This is a genomic window from Bacillus sp. HMA207, from assembly GCF_003402455.1.
Lineage (GTDB): Bacteria > Bacillota > Bacilli > Bacillales > Bacillaceae_G > Bacillus_A > Bacillus_A cereus.
This window is the reverse complement of the sequence record NZ_BEZT01000001.1, coordinates 1886238-1906409: the sequence shown is the minus strand read 5'-3', so window position 1 is coordinate 1906409 and position 20172 is coordinate 1886238. Positions and strand designations below refer to the sequence as shown.

Sequence of the window (20172 nt, the reverse complement as noted above, 5' to 3'; positions counted from 1 at the left end):
TCCTTACTTTCTATTAGCTTTAATCATAATTTTTTTACGTTTTGATTCACTTATTTCATCAATTAACACATCAAATTTTTGACCAATCAAAAAGATTGAAATCCAATTATGAAACACGTAATATAGACTCTGACTCTAAAAAAGTTCGTATGAAAAGAATACATAAATAAGGAGGTTTTATATACGAGTTTTTCATTTTAAAAGACGGAGAGGTTTTAATGTTATGTGGCGTAATAAAAACGTTTGGATTGTTTTAATTGGGGAGTTTATTGCAGGTCTAGGATTATGGCTTGGTATTCTTGGCAACCTTGAATTTATGCAAAAATATGTCCCTTCTGATTTCATGAAATCAGTTATATTATTTATCGGACTATTAGCCGGTGTTCTAGTTGGACCTATGGCTGGCCGTGTCATCGATCAGTATGAAAAGAAAAAAGTTCTTCTTTACGCTGGGTTTGGTCGAGTTTTAAGTGTTATTTTCATGTTTTTTGCTATTCAATTTGAAAGTATCGCATTTATGATCGCATTTATGGTTGCTCTTCAAATTTCAGCAGCATTTTATTTCCCTGCATTACAATCTGTAATTCCACTCATCGTACGTGAGCATGAGTTATTACAAATGAACGGTGTACATATGAATGTTGGTACAATTGCTCGTATTGCAGGCACTTCACTAGGTGGAATTCTTTTAGTTGTGATGAGTTTACAGTACATGTATGCCTTCTCAATGGCAGCATACGCCTTATTATTCCTCTCGACTTTCTTCCTACAATTCGAAGACAAGAAATCAACAACACCAAGTAAACAAGCTGCAAAAGATAATAGCTTTATGGAAGTATTTCGTATTTTAAAAGGAATTCCTATTGCTTTTACAGCACTTATATTAAGTATCATCCCTCTATTATTTATAGCTGGGTTTAATTTAATGGTTATTAACATTAGCGAAATGCAACATGATCCTACGATTAAAGGGTTCATATATACAATTGAAGGTGTCGCATTTATGTTAGGTGCCTTCGTAATTAAACGTCTATCTGATCATTTCAAACCTGAAAAATTACTATATTTCTTCGCAGTTTGTACTGCTTTTGCACATCTGTCATTGTTCTTTAGCGATATAAAATGGATGGCTCTTACATCATTTGGTTTGTTTGGGTTTAGTGTTGGCTGCTTCTTCCCTATTATGTCGACGATTTTCCAAACGAAAGTGGAAAAAAGTTATCACGGTCGCCTCTTCTCATTCCGTAATATGTTTGAGAGGGTTATGTTCCAAATCGTCTTACTTGGCACAGGCTTCTTCTTAGATACAATTGGGTTACAATATATGGTTCTCATCTTTGGAGTCGTTTCATTATTGATTATTTCTATTTCCCTTTCTAAGCAGAAACATTATGAAAAACAGCATTCGCAATCTGCAAATTTATAAAATAAACAAAGAAGTATGGGTCTAATATTGAATCCATACTTCTTTGTTTTATAATACGCCTATTTATTACGTTTATTGAAATTACCTAAAGGAGTATCCCCCTTTTATTTCGAATAGATTATAAAAAGTACTCTTTATAAAAGGAGTGGTAAAATGTCTGATGGCATCGAAGTATTTATTGTCCTGCTCTTTGCAATTGCTCTTTTTAGCATCCTAAACTTTTTAGCCATTTCCTTATCTGGACATAGTTTTAAAAAAAGAATCGTGGCAGGTTTCATATTTTTACTACTGACTCCCATTATTTTTTTGACTATCGCAACATTTGCTTCTATATTCGATAAAGCAGGATTTGGCGCAGGTACGTTAGCCTTTATGATCGCAAGCGTATATATATTAAATGGAATAGTGATTCTGCTTTCCTCTTTATTTATCCTCAAAAAAGACATAACATAGGCTATAGTACTAGCATGAATCTGACTTTACACTAGATTCATGCTTATTTAATTTCTCTTAAATTTTTATATGAAATTAAATAATTCTTTAAAAAAATTTAAACTTTATTTATTATAATATCCCTATCGTATTCGCACGTTTATTCAAATTTAAAAGAAAGGAGCACAAAATGAAAAAGGTTCTACTTACAATTCCTATACTAATCATCCTACTTAGTGGATGCAGCAATAACGATATATACGGTTCTTGGGAAGTCGTTGACAATAAAAAAGGTGAATGCCCTGTATATTATAAATTTGAAACAGTTGTCAAAAAAGAAAATAAAGAGGAAATTGTGCAAAATTTAGTAGAAATGCAGACAACAAAGAATAAAGACGATTTATATAAAGGCTCATTTGTCAAAAATTCTAATGTATATCACATTGATTATGGTAATTCATTTACATCGGACCAAACTTTAAAAGTTGCCGACGGTACATTAAATGTATACTTTTTGACAGCCGAAAAATTATGCACATATAAAAAGAAATGATTACATTTCAGAGGAGACGCAGAAAATATTTTCTGCGTTATTTCACTTTAGAAATCGGCCACAAAAACAGCCCTTGTTTTCGTATTCTTTTTCATTCAAAACATGAGAAATATACTTAATAAAAACTAGAAAATACCTTAAGTTATATAAAATGAATCCTATAATAGACATTTCAATTAACACATCTACGCTATTTACATCGATACTTTTCAAAATAGGCTAATCCTTCCTCTAAATTTGTCAATCGTTTTAATTTTCATAAAAAAATGATAAAATATAAACATGTGTTTTCAGAATAATTAAAAACGCAGAATGAAAGCACTGTTTTAGGAGGGGTTTTGATGACTTACACGTTAGCAACTAGAATGAAAGCATTCCAATCTTCTATATTTAGTGAATTAGGAGCCTATAAAAAAGAAAAAATTGCAGCAGGTCATAACATGATTGATTTGAGCATCGGAAATCCTGATATGCCGCCCGCTGATTTTGTAAGAGAAACAATGGTACATACAGCGAGTGAGAAAGAGAGCTACGGGTATACATTATCAGGTATTCAAGAATTTCACGAAGCTGTAACTGAATATTACAACAACACTCATAACGTTTTATTAAATGCGGATAAAGAAGTTTTATTATTAATGGGTTCACAAGACGGGCTCGTTCATTTACCTATGGTTTATGCAAATCCAGGTGATATTATATTAGTTCCTGATCCAGGATATACAGCTTATGAAACAGGTATTCAAATGGCTGGTGCAACATCTTACTACATGCCTTTAAAGAAAGAGAATGATTTCTTACCAGACTTAGAAGTCATCCCTAAAGAAATTGCCGATCAAGCAAAGATGATGATTTTAAACTTCCCAGGGAATCCCGTTCCAGCAATGGCTCATGAAGATTTCTTTAAAGAAGTAATCGCATTCGCGAAAAAACATAATATTATCGTTGTCCATGATTTTGCTTATGCTGAATTTTATTTCGATGGTAATAAGCCAATTAGCTTCCTCTCTGTACCTGGTGCTAAAGAAGTTGGTGTAGAAATCAATTCTTTGTCAAAAAGTTATAGTTTAGCGGGTAGCCGTATTGGATATATGATTGGAAACGAAGAAATTGTTCGTGCACTTACTCAATTTAAATCTAATACCGATTACGGTGTATTTTTACCAATTCAAAAAGCGGCATCTGCAGCACTAAGAAATGGCGCTGCATTTTGTGAGAAAAACCGCAATATTTATCAAGAACGGAGAGATACTTTAGTCGATGGATTCCGAACATTTGGCTGGAATGTCGATAAGCCAGCTGGTAGTATGTTTGTCTGGGCAGAAATTCCACAAGGGTGGACTTCTCTAGACTTCGCTTATGCATTAATGGATCGTGCGAATGTCGTTGTTACACCTGGTCATGCATTTGGACCTCACGGAGAAGGCTTCGTACGTATTGCACTCGTTCAAGATAAAGAAGTATTGCAACAAGTTGTTGAAAACATTAGAAATAGCGGCATTTTCGTTCTTGAAAAAGTAAATGAATTAGTTAAAAATTAATTCCGACTCCCCTGCTTAACTTTAGCAGGGGTATTATTAATTGGAGGTACTTTCATATGCATATTAAAGACACACTTCCCCATCGTTATCCATTTTTAATGATTGATAAAGTAACAAATGTAAAACAAGATGAATTCGTTACAGGATATAAACTCATTACAAATAACGAATGGTTTATAAATGATAGTCACAAACATATGCCTCATATGTTAATTGTAGAAGCACTTGCTCAGCTTAGTGCATTTGTACATACAAGTGATTCTGAAGGACTAGGATTCCTCTCCTCTTTAGATGGAATTGAATTCCACGGAAAAGCATATTCCGGTGATAAACTTGATTTACATTATGAGCTAACGCGCAATCGCCGAGGTTTTGTTCTTGGTAAAGGTATTGCAACTGTAAACGACCAGCCTATTGTAACTATAGAAAAACTATTAATATATCAAGCAGATTAAAATGTTCCTTATATCAGTTGGAAATATCTATTCTCAACCAATTAAGTAAATAGGAAAATATATTACGTAGTTAGGAGCAGGAAAATGGAACGTACTATCGGTATCGATGCTGGAGGCACATTAACGAAAATAGCTTATTTTAACAAAAAAAAGCTATTAACTTTTGAAAAATTTTATTCGCATGAACAACATAAAATAATAGATTGGATTAAAAACAACAATGGCATAAAACAAATATGTATTACGGGTGGTAAATCGAAACTATTACAGCAACTGCTTACAGGTTCATATAAAATAATAGAGCTAAGCGAATTTGAAGCTACTCTTGCAGGTGTCCAATTCATATTAAAAGAAGAACAACATACTATAAACAATTTTATTTTAACCAATATCGGTACAGGTACTTCTATCCATTATGTTTATAATGAACAATATATTCGCGCTGGTGGAACCGGAGTTGGCGGTGGGACTATTATGGGACTCTCAAAATTGTTAACAAATATAGATCATTTTGAAGATATAATACCTCTAACAAAAGTAGGATCTAGAAAAGAACTAGATATTACGGTTGGAGATATTTATGGTGGTATTCTTTCCCCTATCGATAATAACTTAACTGCTAGTAACTTCGGAAAAGCAGCCATTACAGAATCAAATAATAGTAGCTCCGATATACTAGCTACTGTACAAGGACTTGTCGGTGAAGTCGTTACTGCATTAAGCCTTCAATTCGCTGAAACAAAAAACATTGAACATATTATTTATATTGGTTCGACTTTATGTAATAACGTACAACTTCAACATATTATTAGTAGCTACACCGAATATCAAAATAAAACACCAATCTTTTTACAAGATGGTGGTAATAGCGGTGCAATTGGTGCATTACTTCATGCTACGAAATAAAAAGCTGACTTTTGTCAGCTTTTTAGAAATGGCACTTCAAATTCAATAATTGATTCCCCGTTCTCTCCAATTCGCTCCACGCTTATTCTATCAATCAAACAATTTAACTTCCCATGAAAACTAGGAATCTCCTTCACTACTTCAGCAGCTAATTCGGCACTTTCTTTTCTTCCGACTGTTACATGCGGGATGTACGGAATGTCTTCTTTCAAAAATTGTAATAAAGGTCCTGTATATAGAATATTATGTAGTTCCTCTATTTGTTCTTTCCCCTTTTCAACTCGTAAAAACAAATATTCTCTTTCACTTGTAATTTGATTCGTAAATTCAATTTCTATATTCTGTATCGGTTTTGATACATTTATAATATGTAATTTCAGCTCATCATTTGAAATCGAACTTTCAAATGGGAATACGATTGTTATATGCGGTGGAATTAATCCAACTAAAGGATCATGTTTATGTCTAATGTTCTCTATTTTATCGATGGACATGTTGTTTAGAAAAAGTAAAATTGTACGCATTTTTATCCCCTCAACTTTTCCTCATTATAATATGTATCATATTCTATGATAGCCTGCCCTTCAACAACTTGTTTTGCTTACCTATAAAAATAAAAAAACTTCTCAAATGAGAAGTTTTCATATAGCATGATTATTATTTTCCCGCCAAACTTTTCTAAACTTTATATAACAGGCAATTCTCCAAGGAAAAATATACGATATTGCAACAACATAAAATAATAAACCTATTGCTTGCTGATCTAAGTCAACAATATATTTTCTTGAACCGTATCTCAAAACGACAAGTGCAATAAAAGTAATTAAAAAAGCTGCACTTTTTTTCGTATAAATATTCCCATCATCTCTTCGTTCATAATTTGTTAATACTATAAGCGGCACAGCAAAAAGTACACCAATGAATACCGCTATAATCACTTGCAATATAGCTGGATGTACGGGACCTAAAAACCATACAATACCTGGTGTTAAAAATAGTAATGGCCATAAAATACGTTTTCCCGATCCCTTTATTGGCTTATGCATGGAGCGATAACGACGCCAAAATATTAGTAGTGCAATGCATAAAAAGACGGTTATTAGTGAGGACGTGTCTCCCATATATTTTCCTTCTCCCTAAAAAAATAATCTATCACTATTTTAAACTGTTCGTTCAAATGATACTTTACGAATAAATATACTACTAGTTATGATATAAAGAATTGTTAATCCAATTGAAATAACAATAAAATAAGGGATATCTATTAAAGATACATCATTTGTAAATAACAATCCTTTTATCCCTACTTCTCCATACAGCACACTATTTGTTGAAAGGAAAAGCGACCCACCAATCATGAGACCAATCCATTGAAATCTTTGCTTAAAAATTACTACTACTTGAAAGAAACATGCTATCGTAACATAAAATAAAAATTGTAAAATAAACTGTTGTATTAATTGCTCTCCAAAGTTAACATTTACTAAGTTATATTTTATATCTTGTAAAAACAGTATTTGAAGGAATGAAAACAATGCGGATTGCAACACAATATAACAAATCGCTCCGATAAAATATTGTATTCTCGTTATACCAAATGAAACTGCTAAACGAAATACATCATCTTGAACAATGAAAACACTCCCTACTATAAAAATCATAATTGCAATTGAAGGATTATTGATAATTTCGGGTAAATAACCAACTTTCGCTTCATTTAAATGAGCAGCATATAAAGCTCCTTTTATTAATAAAGCTACAATCCAAAATATTAAAATTGCTTTATAATGAAAATTTATATGTAACCTCAATTGTTTCATTAACATCGTCATTCCACTTCACCACCAGTCATGTGAATAAATAGTTTTTGTAATGTAATTCTATCAATTACTAAACCTTCTTTTTCAAGAGAGTAACAATCTTCATTAGAAAGCTCTTCCCATATAACAGCAATACCTTTATTCCCATAAATTTCTTTATTTATAACTTTTTTATTAATCAAGAACTCCTCCACTTTACCTTTTTGCCCTGAAATAATATGACCTTGTTGCAATAAATCTTCCACTGTTGATTGAACAACAAGTGCACCTTCTTTTATGATAATTACTTCTTCAATAACATGGGTTACTTCTTCTACCAGATGTGTTGATAATATAATTGTTCTGGGATACTCCCCGTAATCTTCTAGTAGTAAACTATAAAATAACTCACGATGTGCTGCGTCTAATCCTGTAGTTGGTTCATCAAAAATAGTAATTGTCGCTCTGCTTGCTAACCCTTTAATAATTCCTACAACTGTTTGCATGCCATGAGATAGTTTATGGTATTTCTCTGTTATATTAAGCTGAAATTTACCCGCCAGTTCTTCAGCAAACTTCTGATCCCAATTTTTATAAAACATGTTACATATCTTAAAAATTTCTTTTACTCTATAACTTAAATGAGACTCTTCTTTTACTCTAACGAAACAAATATTTTGCATTGCTTTACTATTTTCAAATACATTTTCACCAAATATTGATACACTTCCACTACTTGAAGTAATTTGACCTGCAAGTAAATTTAATAGTGTCGTTTTCCCTGCTCCGTTCCTTCCAAGCAAACCATATATTTTCTGCTCTTCTAATGAAATCGTTACTTCATTTACAGCTATTTTCTTTTTATATTTTTTCGTTATCTCTTTCGTTTCAAGTGCAATCATCCCTCTTTCCCCTCCTTCGTAATCTTTTGAATCATATCCATCAATTCATTTTTTGATATTTCTAGTACTTTCGCTTCTTCCCACACTTTAGGTAAATATTCAGTCATAAAAGCATTTTGTCTTTTTTTTAGTACGACTTCTTTCGCTCCCTTTGCAACAAACATTCCGATCCCTCTCTTTTTATATAAAATCCCCTCATCCACTAATACATTCACCCCTTTAGCTGCAGTAGCCGGATTTATTTGTAACATCTTCGCAAATTGATTTGTCGATGGAACTTGTTCTTCTTCAAGCAATATGTCTTTTAAAATATCAGATTCAATCGTTTCTGCAATTTGTAAGTATATTAATTTATTTTGCTCCAGAGTAGGTTTCACAATTTCACCACCTTAGGTTCTTAGGTTCATTACTTATGTAATTAACCATATCACATAAATATATTTATTTCCATAAATTTCTTTTACAAAAAAGAGAGTCATTCTTAAACGAATGACTCTCTTTCTAAAATTTCGAGGTTTCAACTCTTGTTCTCAAATTCTTTTCATTTATACCATTTTGACAAAAGTTAAATTGTTGTCCCTTTATTGACTTTGTACGATCTACTATTTGCCCTAAATGATAACTTGTATGCTCCACTAAATGTAATAAACTATGAAGATCAATATGCCTTTTTTCTTTCCATACTTGTATATATACTTTTCCCCACTCATCAAATGTTTCTTCAACAATTTTTAACAAAGTTTCGAAGCTTAAATGTTTTATTGGAAAATATTCTTCAATTCCATTTTCAAAAACTATATTGGGATCCTTATAACGCCTTGTATTTCTCTGTAAATGTTCACAAATATGTAGTACGATTCCACCAATTGAATTAACAGAGGTCTCTTGTTTCCACAAATCTTCTTCACTAACGAGCCTAATCGCCTGTACTAACTTAGGTAAATAATAATCCTGCATTCTATGATAAGAAATTTTGTATACTAACTCCATCTTCTCCCCTCCATTATTTCAACTGGCTCACTGGATATTTAGCAAATAAAGATTTCCGAAAATCTTTATCTTCCACAAGCATTTTAATTTTTTCTTCATTGCCGTTAAAGAACTTTATAACTTTATTTTTATCCCATATATCTTTTTCTTTTGGAAAATCATCGAATATACTATGCAAAATTGATAACATTTCTTCCCTCGTTATCTTAAAGTTTTTATTATCTACCTGAAACTCATAACTTTTTGCATTTGGCACTAAAATCACTAAATATATAGCATTAAAGAAAAAATTCTTCTTCATCGTATCCTTCTCATCAAACCAATACGTCTCAATCATTTCTTCTGTAAGAGCCCCACTTTCTTTTGCACCATAGTTCACTTTTATATTTTCATTTTCTAAACTTATACTTTGAACTGTTCCACCACCGGGTAAATGATTAACAATTGCAACCACATCTGAATTATTACCAACGTATGTCCCAGTATATTTCTTAAAATCATCTGACCTAACATCATATATATCTTTTATTCTTTCTCCGTTAGAACAAGCCGCAATGAATAAAAAAATTGTTAGCATAACGATCATGTTATGATGCATATATTTCATTTAGCATCCCCCATTTTTATCAATATTTCGTTAATTACAATATTTACTTTCAAATCCCTTTTTAAATATACGCATTTTAATCAAAATTAAAAATTTTCATTTTTTATGTTTACAATTATCCATTAATTGTATATACTTACTAACGTAAGAAAAAAATTCTAAAAGGAGGTCGAAGGAAATGATGAAATTACAATTACATGCATTAACTTTAGCGTTAACTGCACCTGTGTTTTCTGGACAATTAAATATGAATTCGACCACCCTAATGGAGAATTGAAAATCGTACTTTATTTCATTTAATTCATAAATTCGCCACAGGAGGTCGTATACTTTCCTGTGGCTTTTTCACGCCCAGCCATAGGAGAACTGTATCTTCCTGTGGTTTTTTTGCGCGATTTTTTAGTCTCTTACATTATTTTTCTAAGAAAGGAGCAACATTCAATGACTATTAGCGTATTGTTTTTAAGTATTACGATTCAAAGAAATACAATTTCCAAAGATGAAATTCTTCATAATGAGCAAATTGAAAAAGCTATGAATGATGTTAAGGAGCGCCAAGCACTTTACTGTGATCACCTGTAATTCCTTTTCGAAAGGAGGAATTCATTTATGACTTTTCATATTTTCTTTTTTACGACTGCACTTCAAAAAAATACTTTATCTGAAACTGAAATCAATCGTAAACAACAGTTAAAACAACTGACTGATAAAATAACTGACATTAAAAGTTCATACTACACTCAAATGTATTAAAAATATATTTTAAAGGGGTAATATATTCATGAAATTTAAAGCATTCTTTTTAACAATCACTATTCAAAAACGTAAGCTCTCACAGAAAGAGATTTTACGTGAACAACACATTCAAAACATTATGGACGAAGTAAAAGAGCGTCAATCTTCTTATTACACTCGTCTTTTCTAAATCACTTATAAAGGGGTAATTATTTTATGAAATTTAAAGTATTCTTTTTAACCATTACCATTCAAAAAAATAAATTTTCCGAGTCTGAAATGCTTCATGAGCGACAAATTAATCAGGCTATGGATTCTGTAAAAGAAAGACAAAGTCATTACTGTAGTCACCTATAATTTCTTATTACACTCGTTTTTTCTAAATCATTTATAAAGGGGCAATTATTTTATGAAATTTAAAGTATTCTTTTTAACCATTACCATTCAAAGAAATAAACTTTCTGAGTCTGAAATGCTTCATGAACGACAAATTAATCAGGCTATGAATTCTGTAAAAGAAAGACAAAGTCATTACTGTAGTCATCTGTAATTCCAATTCGAAAGGAGGAATTCACATATGAAGTTTCACCTTTTCTTTTTAACGATTACGATTCAAAAAGAAACAATATCTCAAAATGAATTAAAACAAGAAAGACAATATAAACAAGTTATTGATGAAATTCGAGATCGTAGAAGCAAGTACTACACTCACCTTTAATCGTTTAACTATATAGAATTAAAAGGAGTCGATTATGATGTTGATAGCACGCTGTAAGGAAATGATTTGGATAGTTCAGAGGGATTCCACATAGTTTTATAGAGCTTATATCACACAAGTTTATCACTGAATTTGATGTATAAAAAATATATAATAAAATCAAATCAACCCACTTTTAATTATTTATTTATAAACAAAAGATACACCACTTAAAAAGCGGTGTATCTTCCTCAGTTTTTACTATTTTCGGTTACTTCTCTTCGTCTTAAACAATCTCACTAAGTTCGAAACAACTGTTTTTGTTACTGCATAAACTGGTACTGCTAAAATCATTCCGATGATTCCAGCAAAGTTTCCTACCCCTAAAATTAGGATAATAATTGTTAATGGGTGGATGTTTAATTTCGAGCTCATAATACGTGGTGAAATAATATTACTTTCAAACTGTTGTACAATTGTTACGATAATAATTACGTATAAGGCTTGCATCGGAGATACGAACAGTCCTACAATAACAGCTGGTGCTGCCCCGATAAATGGACCTAAGTTAGGAATGATGTTTGTAAATGCTGCGATAATTCCTAAAACGAAAGCGTACGGTAAATCGATAATTAAATAACCGATAAAAGTAAACGCACCTACAAATATACAAACGAGCGCTTGCCCTTGAATATATGCAGATAATGTTTCGTTCGTTTCCTTAATGATACGAAGCCCCTCTTCACGGTAAGACTCTGGTAATAAACTTACCGCTTTTCCTGGAAAGGCATGTCCATCTTTAAACATGTAAAATAAAATGAACGGTACAGTAAATACAACTAATGCAACGTTCGTGATAATACCAAATAAAGCCGTTGCACTCGACGTAATTGTATTTGGTATATCTTTTAAGTATTCAATCGCATTTTTTTCAATTGTTTCAATGGAAACGTAGTTTTGTGTAGATAACCATTCAAACAACCTATGATGTGATAATTCTTGTATGTATACTTTTCCCTCTTTTATGTAGCCTGGCATATTTTTTACTAAGTCCATTAGCTGTTGTGAAATCGTAGGAACAACTACTCCAACGCCAACCGCAGTTAATGTTATGATAAAAAGATATAACAGCAATATCGCTAAATTTCTAGGTACTTTTTTATTCTCCAAAAAGATTAATACAGGATTAAATATGAAGTATAAAAAAAGCGCGATTAAGATTGGGAAAAATAATGTTGATATGAAGATACCAATCGGTTGAAATAAAAATGATATTTTTGTGCAAATAAATATGATTCCTACAACCATTAGCACTTCTAATGTCCAAAAGTGCACTTTTGATTTCAAAAAAATGGCCTCCTTTAAACTAGCACTTCTCTTCATTGTACCAAAATAAGTATGAATTTCACATAATATTTTCCTTTACAATATTCCAAAATACCGATAAATACACTACAATGAGATTACATACAAATTTGCAGGTAAAGGTGATAAAAATGACACAATGCATCATTTGCAGAAAAGATACGAAAGAACTTAGTGAACAATATGTCATTCCAGAAATATTATGTGGATATTATTTCACAAACTCAATTTGTGATACTTGTCATGAACAAATGACAACAAATATTGATCGTCCTTTAATTAGGCATAAATTGAGTCAATTTAAGATTGAACAAATGAAAAGACAAATTGATTCCCCACTCTATACGAATGAGCACGGTGAGGAACTTGCGGCTGCTGAGACTGATGTTGTCGAAGTAAGCGACGAAATTCTTTATTCTAATGCATTAATTATGAAACTATGTAAAAAGCACGATATTTCCTTACATAATGAAATTTGGAAAGAGGAACGTGTAACGAAAGTAGCGAGTTCTATTCAACGTGAATTACTATTAGATAACCGTAAATATAAAATGAGTATATTAAAAATGGCTTATACATTCGCTGTACAAGCAGTTGATGGCTACTTTGAAGATCAAGATGCAATTGATATTTCTACCATTCTCTCAAATGCAGATTTCGTGGAACTAAAAGAAAAAAGCATTGTACGTGATTTAAGCAAAAGTTCTTTATGGAATACGCTAAATACAAGTAGTGAAAATCATTACTTTATTTTACTTAGCGATAAAGACGGTCTGTTTTGCTTCATTCGCTTGTTTGACATCTTTGATGTTGTCGTTCATTTATCAGAAAAAAGATTTGACCTTCCATCACCCATTGTCGGTGTAAATAATGTGAATACACAGAAATTTTATGTCCAAAGTTTAAAACAGTATATGGATGGGCTGTTTAAAGAAAAAGCACCTACTATATAATAGTGACCAGAACATACGGTCTCCTTTCTTGATGAAAAGACACTGTGTTATAATGAGTATGAAAAGAACAATACAATCACATAAACCAATTATAAATTGTATATAAATAAAAAAGACTAGTGTGCGGCTACACACTAGTCCACGTAACTTAGCAGATTGGATTGTTCATTTATCCTATTTGTTTCTTACAAACAAAACAACCCACATTCTATAGGCATAGGTGGGTTGTTATTTTTTGAGCTTGTCTATTAAAACGACGACGAACGTTAACAATGCAACGAGAAACAGTCCACCTTGCAGTAGCAACGCTATTTCACTCACGTATTATCACCCCCCTCCTACTCGGAGAAGTGATAATTGAACAACCAACCGCACCTTAAGTTACCCTTTAATTTTACCATATTTTCTAATAATTTACGATGAAAACCCGCAAGCGAATAACTTGCGGATTTTTTATCCCGTATTAACAGGCAGTAAACAAAATGAAGCAATAAATAAGTGAAACTTTATTTCTCACTATCTTTTTAATGCATATGCATCAGCAATCATTTCACCAACAATTTTATTTTCTTCTTTCTTCTTGTCTTTCAATAATGGGAATAACAATTCTGCCACTTCATACGCTTCTTCTAAATGCGGATATCCTGATAAAACAAACGTATCAATTCCTAACGATTCATATTCTTTTATCCTTTCTGCTACTGTATGCGGATCGCCTACAAGTGCAGTACCTGCCCCACCTCTTACAAGTCCGATTCCAGCCCATAAATTAGGGCTTATCTCTAACGACTCTCTCGTACCTTTATTTAAATGTGTCATCCGTTTTTGACCAACCGAATCATATCTTGCAAATGTCTTTTGAGCAAGCTCAATTGTTTCATTATCCACATATTGAATTAAACGTTCGGCCTCTTCCCATGCTTCTTCTTCTGTCTCTCTTACAATTACGTGTAATCTAATGCCAAATCGTACTGTACGCCCCTTCTCTTCTGCAAGTTTTCTTACTTCTTCTATTTTCTCTTTCACTTGCTCTGGCGGCTCTCCCCACGTTAAATATACATCACTATGTTCAGCTGCTACTTCTTTTCCAGCAGCTGATGATCCTCCGAAATATATAGGAGGATATGGCGTTTGAACTGGTGGGAATACAACTTTACTATCTGTAACTTTAATATGTTTTCCTTCTAAAGAGATCGTTTTACCTTGCAATGTCGATTTCCAAACTTTTAAAAATTCATCCGCTGCTTCATATCTTTCATCATGATCAAGATATAATCCATCTCCTTGTAGTTCAACTGGATCTCCTCCAGCTACTACATTAATAAGCAATCTCCCATCTGAAATTCTATCAAATGTAGATGCCATCCTCGCTGCAACTGTAGGTGACATTAGTCCTGGCCTCACTGCTACTAAAAATTTTAGTTTTTCTGTTTCAGCAGCAAGAGCTGAAGCTAACACCCAAGGGTCTTCACATCCTTGACCAGTTGGAAGTAAAACACCCGTATATCCTAAATAATCAGCTGCCGCAGCAACTTGCTTATAATAACCATATTCAGCTGCTCTTCCTCGTTTTGTCGTTCCTAAATATCGACCATCTCCATAAGCCGGAATAAACCATAATAATTCCATACCTTTGCACACCCCTTATTTATTTTGAAACGTATACTAACACATTCTATATAAATTACCCCTAATAATTTATATGTTAATTCCCAGTCTCACCTTTAAAATTATCTCGCCATCTTAAAAACTTCACTTCTAGTAAACGTACTAGAGAGTCAGAAAACTTCCCAACAAATGCAAAGATAATTATGCCGACAAATACGATATCTGTATTTGAAAATTGCCTTGCATCCATAATCATATAACCAATACCTTCTGTAGATCCCATAAGTTCTGCTACTACTAAACTCACCCATGCAACACCTAACGATAACCTTGCTCCTAGTAAAAGGTTAGGCAATGCAGATGGTAAAATGAGTTTCGTAATTAGTTTTCTTTTGCTAAACTCTAACACTCTCGCAACATCAAATAACTTTGAATCCACACCTCTAATACCTAAAAATGCGTTTACGTATAAAGGAAAAAATGCACCATCTGCAATTAATAACACTTTCGATGTTTCACCAAAACCGAACCATAATACGAAAAGTGGCGCAACAGCTAGATGAGGTACAGTTCTTAACATTTGCACAGATGGATCTAAATATTGCTCACTTCTCGTTGAAAATCCAACAATCGTTCCTAAAATGATTCCTAAGCCCCCACCAATAAAGAAACCAGCCGCAGCCCTGAATACACTAATACTTAAATGGCCGAATAACTCTCCTGTTTTAATAAGCTCTTGGAAAGCTAGAAAAATATCTAATGGTGTTGGTAAAACTGTTTTAGAAACAAGACCGAATACGCCAGCTAACTGCCAAATTATTAATATAATAACCGGTATAGTAATCGCCCTTACTAAAACTTTTACATTTAACTTTCGCACATTCTTAACGCTGTTTTTCTCAATCGTTATACTCGCTGGTTTCATAACAGCTTTCGTATTTTCCACTTTACAAAACCTCTTTTCACTTCGCTTTCAATGCTTTTTCTACGAAAGAATTATCTACAACTTTTTCCGCCTTAATTTCTTTCTTTATAGAACCGAGCTTATATTGAAAATCCGCTGTCTTTTGTTGTTCTGCTATTATTTCCTTCGTTACCGGAACTAAAATTGGTTTGTCGTGATTAAACACTTCTTTTACGATCTCCGCATCTATCTTTTTTACAGAAGTATATACTTTTATTGCTTCATCTAAGTTAGCATCTTGCCATACACGTGCTTTCTCATAAACTTCGAGGAATTTCTCAACTAATTCTGGATGTTCTTTCGCAAATTTTGTTCTCGTAATTAAAAATTCTGGCGAAGAGACATTTAATGTTTCACCGTCTGCAATCACCTTCGCACCTTTATTTAACGTATGTAATGATATGAAAGGGTCCCAAATCGCCCATGCATCTACTGATCCTGATTCGAATGCAGGCTGCGCTTCATCTGGTTGTAATTGAATGACATTTACCTCTTTTGCATCAATCCCTTCTTTATCAAGTGCTCGATACAATAAATTAAAGGCACTACTTCCTTTTGCTACTGCAATTTTTTTACCTTTTAACTCTTTTACACTCGCAATTTTGCTATCTTTTTGAACGAGAATTCCAGTTCCTTTTCTTGCATAACTTGTATTGGCGATTTCGGTAAATCCAATACCTGCTGCTTGCGCTGAAATGACTGGAGAATTCCCTACTTCACCAAAGTCTAATCGGTTTGATGCGATTGCTTCAAAATAAGGAGGTCCACTTTGGAACTCTGTCCATTTCACTTTAACTCCTTCTTTTTTAAACTCCTCTTCAAACCACCCCTTTTTCTTTGCTAGTAATAGCGGGCTTAACCCTTGCTGTATACCAATTTGTATTGTTACATCTTCTTTCTTACTACTTGCTGTACTTTTTTCACATCCTAATAAACATACTGATATAGCTAAAGCAAAAGAAAGAATTTTAAATTTTTTATACATATAAAATCACCCTTTTCCTATATACTTGTTTGAATCAACCCTCCATATTCAAACTGCTGTAATACTTTCGTTCGAAGTTGTTGGAACGATTGAGAAGTTTTATTTCGCGGATAAGGCAAATTATTTTCAATCACTTTATGTATTTTCCCTGGTTTTGCACTCATAATGATGATTCGGTTTGAAAGATATATCGCTTCGTCTATATCATGTGTAACGAATATCATTGTTGTTTTCTTCTGCTCCCAAATATTTAGCAATACTTCTTGTAAATGACTTCGAGTAAAAGCATCCAGCGCTCCAAAAGGTTCATCAAGTAATAATACATTTGGATCTCTTAATAACGCTCTCGCTATCGCAACACGTTGTGACATCCCGCCTGAAATTTCTTTCGGATACGATTTTTCAAAGCCATCTAACCGAACGATTTCAACCCATTCTCTCACCTTATCTTTCACATACTTATCTTTTAACGACAAATCAGCTGCAATATTTTCTTCCACTGTAAGCCATGGAAACAATCGATGCTCTTGAAATATAAATCCTTGCTTCTTACTCGGTTTTGTTATACGCTCCCTATCAATAGTGATCTCACCTTCAAAATCGCTGTCTAAACCTGCAATGATTTTTAGTAATGTACTTTTTCCGCAACCACTCGGACCAATTACTGTAACGAAATCCCCTTTTTCTAATTGAAAATTAATATTCTCTAATACTTGAACCGTAGCAGTTTGTTTCGAAAAATATTTTGATACTCCATCAATTGAAACAGTCACTTCTTCGCCTCCTTGAAATGATTCATATAAATGAACAGATTCAGTATTTATGCAATAAAAAAACCAAAGGCATTTTATCAATAGATAAAATGCCTTCGGTTTCTCCAATCAGCAATACGTTATGGAATTAAGTACATATTATACAAATATTTCCGATAAGTCAACTAGGTTTTATTAAAACATACATATGATTTGTTTGAACATTTTACTTTTGTTTATTTTAACGATATCGTTTACTTACTATTTTTTCTGATCTTTAATCCACTGTAACCAATAAGAAAACTCACACGCTAAATGCATTTGATGGGATTTAATTAGACTATTAGGACAAAGGGCTGGGAACTCAACAACTAGACTTACTTCTATCCCTGTATCAGTATCTTTAAATTGATGTCGAACTCCACCAATAGTAGTACCATCTTTCATACGTGCAACACCTGTCGATTGATATTGATAAGATTTATCTCTTGGTGTTTTCAATCCAGTTTCGTCACCAAAAACAATGAAAAATTGAACTGGAAACGGAGAATTACCAGTAGTTTCGATAACCTCTAATTCATTTTCCCCAAAGGGCCTTAGTACATAGTGATCAGGACAAGCAGATAAATTCACTTTGTTATTTTCACGTGATTGTTCAAGCATCAAACTATCAATTCCATGTATGGCTTCTTCTGCTGTAATCCCGTCTAAATAAATACTAGTTTTTGAAAATTTTCGTCTATCGCCAGATAAAAGAGTACAGATACGCATACCTATTGCACTTAATCTAAGTTTTGATTTCAACTTTTCGTACATTTCATTGTATGTATATCGCAACTTTATTTCCGTTAGCTGTTTTATCATGACGTCTGTATCATTTATTTCAGACTCTTTATGTCCTAATATATATAATACTTTTTTTATCCGTTCTCTTTTCCATTTTATAAGTTGCTCTTGTGAGATATTATTTCCATCGATAATAATCTTCATATACTCTCTCCTTCCTTTTGATTGTATCGTAGTGTAGTTAATACTAAATTAACCATTTCTTGTTTTGTATCTAGGTTCAACTTTACTTCTGAATGAGCAATACTGCTAAGACCGTATAAAATAAACCCAGAAGCTAATAATGAGTTATCAGTATAAAAAATCCCTGTTTTCACTCCCTCTTCAATTACTTGTCTAATTAACGGTTGCATACGTGCGAATAATTTCTGTTCCAGTTGAAAATGTTGTTCCGTCTGAAACGAACTCACATTTTTATAGGGTGCTAACTTTTCAATAAATGTCCAAAATATATCTAGTGAATCTTTCATCTTTTGCATGACAGACCGTTCATTTGAAATAAGTATTTCTTCAATTAACTCCATATTTTTCACAATAAAGTCATTTAAAACTTCATCAACAAAATTCTCTTTAGACTTGAAGTAATAATAAAATAAGCCCGTTGCTACACCTGCATGATTCACAACATCTTTTATGCCAAATCCTTTCATACCATTTTTCATATATAGTTCAAAACCAATATCCATTAACTCTTGGCGTCTTACATCTGGTTCTTTTGATATTCTTTTCATACGTCATCTCCTACAATGTTTTCACCACGACTGAATCTGATTCAATCATAAACGACTGAACTTGATTCAGTCAATATTATTTCATAAATTTAAAATCGATTTAATAACTAAGCGACGAAATTTCTACAAAAAAGAGTAATCTCAAGAGATATGCTACTAACCTTAGATTTATCAAAAAAGTTAGATCATATAACTTGAGACTACTCATTCCCATTCAAAATATTTATGTAATTAAATTTTATTTCCTCTGCACCCTGGCTGTCTCCAAAACTATTGGTGGTAGCTCTTTTTGAATGATTTCTTTTAATCCATAAAGAGCTTTCTTCACATAACCACCTTCGAAATTCCCTAATGGTTCTGGTAATTCATCCTCATCCAATATGAAGTATTCTCCATTTGGAAGTACCATAATATCGATGATTAAATCTTCAAAGGAAACCACTTCATCTTTTATTTGTGTGTTTTTTACGATATTAAAATAGGAACCTAAATACTTTCCTTTTATATCTCTCCATACGTATAAATTGTACGGACGATCTTTCCAGTAATATGCGATTGTATAACTCCCTTTTGGGATTGTTAACTTAGTATCATTTGCAGTCATTGTAAATGAATACTGCACCTCGTGAAATAAAACGATACTTTGTGATTGCTTTTCAAGTAATAAGCAATTGTGATCTACTATTGTTGAGTTATACCGGATTTTTCTTTCTATAATTTCAATTTTCGATGTAAGTAACTTATTCATTATTTTGTTTCCCCTTATGCTAGTTCTATCCTCAATTATATCCATTTATATAGTAATAAAGAAGTGTATAGTTTTTTATATAATGATTTATACAAGTACATAATAAAAACTCCTTCTTATTTAGAAAGAGTTTTTCACTATCCATGTTTCATATTTTTTCACTTCTAACGGAAGCTC

Annotated in this window: 29 protein-coding genes; 13 read left to right on the top strand and 16 right to left on the bottom strand. The window is 32.5% G+C overall.

Annotation, left to right across the window (positions count from 1 at the left end; genetic code table 11):
• Positions 1 to 223: 223 nt before the first annotated feature.
• From HMAS_RS09960 to coaW, 6 genes are all read left to right on the top strand, one after another.
• Positions 224 to 1426, top strand: a complete 1203-nt coding sequence (locus HMAS_RS09960; protein WP_000269261.1) for an MFS transporter — start codon at positions 224 to 226, stop codon at positions 1424 to 1426.
• Between the two features lie 153 nt (positions 1427 to 1579).
• Positions 1580 to 1879, top strand: a complete 300-nt coding sequence (locus HMAS_RS09955; RefSeq protein WP_001279462.1) for a hypothetical protein — start codon at positions 1580 to 1582, stop codon at positions 1877 to 1879.
• 169 nt (positions 1880 to 2048) lie between these two features.
• The gene (locus tag HMAS_RS09950; RefSeq protein WP_000757017.1) at positions 2049 to 2411 is read left to right on the top strand and encodes a hypothetical protein; all 363 of its coding nucleotides are present in this window, start codon (positions 2049 to 2051) and stop codon (positions 2409 to 2411) included.
• Between the two features lie 341 nt (positions 2412 to 2752).
• Positions 2753 to 3952 (top strand): LL-diaminopimelate aminotransferase, encoded by a 1200-nt coding sequence (locus tag HMAS_RS09945; protein WP_000222701.1) that lies wholly within the window; start codon positions 2753 to 2755, stop codon positions 3950 to 3952.
• A gap of 56 nt (positions 3953 to 4008) precedes the next feature.
• On the top strand, positions 4009 to 4407 hold the full coding sequence (locus HMAS_RS09940; protein WP_000547648.1) for a 3-hydroxyacyl-ACP dehydratase FabZ family protein: 399 nt from the start codon (positions 4009 to 4011) through the stop codon (positions 4405 to 4407).
• Between the two features lie 84 nt (positions 4408 to 4491).
• Positions 4492 to 5313: a type II pantothenate kinase gene (gene coaW / locus HMAS_RS09935; protein ID WP_000442501.1), complete on the top strand. Its 822-nt coding sequence runs from the start codon at positions 4492 to 4494 to the stop codon at positions 5311 to 5313.
• Between the two features lie 14 nt (positions 5314 to 5327).
• On the opposite strand, the gene HMAS_RS09930 is transcribed toward coaW, so the two are convergent.
• From HMAS_RS09930 to HMAS_RS09900, 7 genes are all read right to left on the bottom strand, one after another.
• The gene (locus HMAS_RS09930) at positions 5328 to 5837 is read right to left on the bottom strand and encodes a 2'-5' RNA ligase family protein (protein ID WP_001259210.1); all 510 of its coding nucleotides are present in this window, start codon (positions 5835 to 5837) and stop codon (positions 5328 to 5330) included.
• A 117-nt stretch (positions 5838 to 5954) separates the two neighbouring features.
• Positions 5955 to 6434 (bottom strand): CcdC family protein, encoded by a 480-nt coding sequence (locus HMAS_RS09925; protein ID WP_000502964.1) that lies wholly within the window; start codon positions 6432 to 6434, stop codon positions 5955 to 5957.
• 39 nt (positions 6435 to 6473) lie between these two features.
• Positions 6474 to 7145: a DUF4052 domain-containing protein gene (locus tag HMAS_RS09920; protein ID WP_044306581.1), complete on the bottom strand. Its 672-nt coding sequence runs from the start codon at positions 7143 to 7145 to the stop codon at positions 6474 to 6476.
• Positions 7142 to 8014 carry an ABC transporter ATP-binding protein gene (locus HMAS_RS09915; RefSeq protein WP_000560928.1) on the bottom strand — a complete coding sequence of 291 codons (873 nt, stop codon included), beginning with the start codon at positions 8012 to 8014 and terminating at the stop codon, positions 7142 to 7144. The genes HMAS_RS09920 and HMAS_RS09915 overlap by 4 nt, the downstream gene beginning before the upstream one ends.
• Positions 8011 to 8391, bottom strand: coding sequence for a GntR family transcriptional regulator (locus HMAS_RS09910; RefSeq protein WP_000805190.1), 381 nt, complete (start codon positions 8389 to 8391; stop codon positions 8011 to 8013). The genes HMAS_RS09915 and HMAS_RS09910 overlap by 4 nt, the downstream gene beginning before the upstream one ends.
• A 124-nt stretch (positions 8392 to 8515) precedes the next feature.
• Complete coding sequence (locus HMAS_RS09905) at positions 8516 to 9004, bottom strand: DinB family protein (protein WP_000424646.1); 489 nt, start codon at positions 9002 to 9004, stop codon at positions 8516 to 8518.
• A 13-nt stretch (positions 9005 to 9017) separates the two neighbouring features.
• Positions 9018 to 9611 (bottom strand): DUF4825 domain-containing protein, encoded by a 594-nt coding sequence (locus HMAS_RS09900; RefSeq protein ID WP_000876539.1) that lies wholly within the window; start codon positions 9609 to 9611, stop codon positions 9018 to 9020.
• Between the two features lie 441 nt (positions 9612 to 10052).
• Between HMAS_RS09900 and HMAS_RS09895 the strand changes: the two genes are divergently transcribed.
• The 6 genes from HMAS_RS09895 to HMAS_RS09870 are packed head-to-tail and all read left to right on the top strand — an operon-like array spanning position 10053 to position 11064.
• The gene (locus tag HMAS_RS09895; RefSeq protein ID WP_000156193.1) at positions 10053 to 10193 is read left to right on the top strand and encodes a YrzI family small protein; all 141 of its coding nucleotides are present in this window, start codon (positions 10053 to 10055) and stop codon (positions 10191 to 10193) included.
• A gap of 27 nt (positions 10194 to 10220) precedes the next feature.
• The gene (locus HMAS_RS09890; RefSeq protein ID WP_000142708.1) at positions 10221 to 10364 is read left to right on the top strand and encodes a YrzI family small protein; all 144 of its coding nucleotides are present in this window, start codon (positions 10221 to 10223) and stop codon (positions 10362 to 10364) included.
• Positions 10365 to 10392: 28 nt separating this feature from the next.
• A complete protein-coding gene (locus HMAS_RS09885; RefSeq protein WP_000668963.1) occupies positions 10393 to 10536 on the top strand; it encodes a YrzI family small protein in 144 nt (47 codons plus the stop codon).
• Between the two features lie 26 nt (positions 10537 to 10562).
• Positions 10563 to 10703 carry a YrzI family small protein gene (locus HMAS_RS09880; protein WP_000669805.1) on the top strand — a complete coding sequence of 47 codons (141 nt, stop codon included), beginning with the start codon at positions 10563 to 10565 and terminating at the stop codon, positions 10701 to 10703.
• A 52-nt stretch (positions 10704 to 10755) separates the two neighbouring features.
• Positions 10756 to 10896 carry a YrzI family small protein gene (locus HMAS_RS09875; protein ID WP_000669817.1) on the top strand — a complete coding sequence of 47 codons (141 nt, stop codon included), beginning with the start codon at positions 10756 to 10758 and terminating at the stop codon, positions 10894 to 10896.
• A 27-nt stretch (positions 10897 to 10923) separates the two neighbouring features.
• Entirely contained in the window at positions 10924 to 11064 is a 141-nt protein-coding gene (locus tag HMAS_RS09870; RefSeq protein WP_000668497.1) for a YrzI family small protein, read from the top strand.
• Between the two features lie 240 nt (positions 11065 to 11304).
• Here the strand turns inward: HMAS_RS09870 and HMAS_RS09865 are convergent, their stop codons facing one another.
• Positions 11305 to 12390, bottom strand: coding sequence for an AI-2E family transporter (locus HMAS_RS09865; RefSeq protein WP_000837892.1), 1086 nt, complete (start codon positions 12388 to 12390; stop codon positions 11305 to 11307).
• A 149-nt stretch (positions 12391 to 12539) separates the two neighbouring features.
• On the opposite strand from HMAS_RS09865, the gene HMAS_RS09860 reads away from it, so the two are divergent.
• Entirely contained in the window at positions 12540 to 13361 is an 822-nt protein-coding gene (locus tag HMAS_RS09860) for an HNH endonuclease (protein ID WP_000189709.1), read from the top strand.
• A gap of 228 nt (positions 13362 to 13589) precedes the next feature.
• Here the strand turns inward: HMAS_RS09860 and HMAS_RS28045 are convergent, their stop codons facing one another.
• From HMAS_RS28045 to HMAS_RS09825, 8 genes are all read right to left on the bottom strand, one after another.
• Positions 13590 to 13682 (bottom strand): putative holin-like toxin, encoded by a 93-nt coding sequence (locus HMAS_RS28045; protein WP_001289320.1) that lies wholly within the window; start codon positions 13680 to 13682, stop codon positions 13590 to 13592.
• A 195-nt stretch (positions 13683 to 13877) separates the two neighbouring features.
• On the bottom strand, positions 13878 to 14990 hold the full coding sequence (gene ssuD, locus HMAS_RS09855; RefSeq protein ID WP_000422248.1) for an FMNH2-dependent alkanesulfonate monooxygenase: 1113 nt from the start codon (positions 14988 to 14990) through the stop codon (positions 13878 to 13880).
• 76 nt (positions 14991 to 15066) lie between these two features.
• Positions 15067 to 15915: an ABC transporter permease gene (locus tag HMAS_RS09850; RefSeq protein ID WP_000432131.1), complete on the bottom strand. Its 849-nt coding sequence runs from the start codon at positions 15913 to 15915 to the stop codon at positions 15067 to 15069.
• Positions 15916 to 15931: 16 nt separating this feature from the next.
• A complete protein-coding gene (locus HMAS_RS09845) occupies positions 15932 to 16918 on the bottom strand; it encodes an aliphatic sulfonate ABC transporter substrate-binding protein (protein WP_000276907.1) in 987 nt (328 codons plus the stop codon).
• 17 nt (positions 16919 to 16935) lie between these two features.
• Positions 16936 to 17619 (bottom strand): ABC transporter ATP-binding protein, encoded by a 684-nt coding sequence (locus HMAS_RS09840; RefSeq protein ID WP_406909033.1) that lies wholly within the window; start codon positions 17617 to 17619, stop codon positions 16936 to 16938.
• 312 nt (positions 17620 to 17931) lie between these two features.
• Positions 17932 to 18660 (bottom strand): hypothetical protein, encoded by a 729-nt coding sequence (locus HMAS_RS09835; RefSeq protein WP_000691333.1) that lies wholly within the window; start codon positions 18658 to 18660, stop codon positions 17932 to 17934.
• Entirely contained in the window at positions 18657 to 19247 is a 591-nt protein-coding gene (locus tag HMAS_RS09830) for a TetR/AcrR family transcriptional regulator (RefSeq protein ID WP_000822633.1), read from the bottom strand. The genes HMAS_RS09835 and HMAS_RS09830 overlap by 4 nt, the downstream gene beginning before the upstream one ends.
• A 238-nt stretch (positions 19248 to 19485) precedes the next feature.
• On the bottom strand, positions 19486 to 19995 hold the full coding sequence (locus HMAS_RS09825; protein WP_001037877.1) for a DUF402 domain-containing protein: 510 nt from the start codon (positions 19993 to 19995) through the stop codon (positions 19486 to 19488).
• Between the last annotated feature and the right edge of the window lie 177 nt (positions 19996 to 20172).

Bases quoted from the DNA above. Each gene is read 5' to 3' on its own strand.
- HMAS_RS09830 (WP_000822633.1), bottom strand. From the start codon at position 19,247: ATGAAAAGAATATCAAAAGAACCAGATGTAAGACGCCAAGAGTTAATG.
- HMAS_RS09900 (WP_000876539.1), bottom strand. From the start codon at position 9,611: ATGAAATATATGCATCATAACATGATCGTTATGCTAACAATTTTTTTA.
- HMAS_RS09870 (WP_000668497.1), top strand. From the start codon at position 10,924: ATGAAGTTTCACCTTTTCTTTTTAACGATTACGATTCAAAAAGAAACA.
- HMAS_RS09825 (WP_001037877.1), bottom strand. From the start codon at position 19,995: ATGAATAAGTTACTTACATCGAAAATTGAAATTATAGAAAGAAAAATC.
- HMAS_RS09950 (WP_000757017.1), top strand. From the start codon at position 2,049: ATGAAAAAGGTTCTACTTACAATTCCTATACTAATCATCCTACTTAGT.
- HMAS_RS09960 (WP_000269261.1), top strand. From the start codon at position 224: ATGTGGCGTAATAAAAACGTTTGGATTGTTTTAATTGGGGAGTTTATT.
- HMAS_RS09920 (WP_044306581.1), bottom strand. From the start codon at position 7,145: ATGACGATGTTAATGAAACAATTGAGGTTACATATAAATTTTCATTAT.
- HMAS_RS09915 (WP_000560928.1), bottom strand. From the start codon at position 8,014: ATGATTGCACTTGAAACGAAAGAGATAACGAAAAAATATAAAAAGAAA.
- HMAS_RS09860 (WP_000189709.1), top strand. From the start codon at position 12,540: ATGACACAATGCATCATTTGCAGAAAAGATACGAAAGAACTTAGTGAA.
- HMAS_RS09925 (WP_000502964.1), bottom strand. From the start codon at position 6,434: ATGGGAGACACGTCCTCACTAATAACCGTCTTTTTATGCATTGCACTA.
- HMAS_RS09905 (WP_000424646.1), bottom strand. From the start codon at position 9,004: ATGGAGTTAGTATACAAAATTTCTTATCATAGAATGCAGGATTATTAT.
- HMAS_RS09885 (WP_000668963.1), top strand. From the start codon at position 10,393: ATGAAATTTAAAGCATTCTTTTTAACAATCACTATTCAAAAACGTAAG.
- coaW (WP_000442501.1), top strand. From the start codon at position 4,492: ATGGAACGTACTATCGGTATCGATGCTGGAGGCACATTAACGAAAATA.
- HMAS_RS09940 (WP_000547648.1), top strand. From the start codon at position 4,009: ATGCATATTAAAGACACACTTCCCCATCGTTATCCATTTTTAATGATT.
- HMAS_RS09895 (WP_000156193.1), top strand. From the start codon at position 10,053: ATGACTATTAGCGTATTGTTTTTAAGTATTACGATTCAAAGAAATACA.
- HMAS_RS09945 (WP_000222701.1), top strand. From the start codon at position 2,753: ATGACTTACACGTTAGCAACTAGAATGAAAGCATTCCAATCTTCTATA.
- HMAS_RS09890 (WP_000142708.1), top strand. From the start codon at position 10,221: ATGACTTTTCATATTTTCTTTTTTACGACTGCACTTCAAAAAAATACT.
- ssuD (WP_000422248.1), bottom strand. From the start codon at position 14,990: ATGGAATTATTATGGTTTATTCCGGCTTATGGAGATGGTCGATATTTA.
- HMAS_RS09880 (WP_000669805.1), top strand. From the start codon at position 10,563: ATGAAATTTAAAGTATTCTTTTTAACCATTACCATTCAAAAAAATAAA.
- HMAS_RS09875 (WP_000669817.1), top strand. From the start codon at position 10,756: ATGAAATTTAAAGTATTCTTTTTAACCATTACCATTCAAAGAAATAAA.
- HMAS_RS09955 (WP_001279462.1), top strand. From the start codon at position 1,580: ATGTCTGATGGCATCGAAGTATTTATTGTCCTGCTCTTTGCAATTGCT.
- HMAS_RS09930 (WP_001259210.1), bottom strand. From the start codon at position 5,837: ATGCGTACAATTTTACTTTTTCTAAACAACATGTCCATCGATAAAATA.
- HMAS_RS09835 (WP_000691333.1), bottom strand. From the start codon at position 18,660: ATGAAGATTATTATCGATGGAAATAATATCTCACAAGAGCAACTTATA.
- HMAS_RS09845 (WP_000276907.1), bottom strand. From the start codon at position 16,918: ATGTATAAAAAATTTAAAATTCTTTCTTTTGCTTTAGCTATATCAGTA.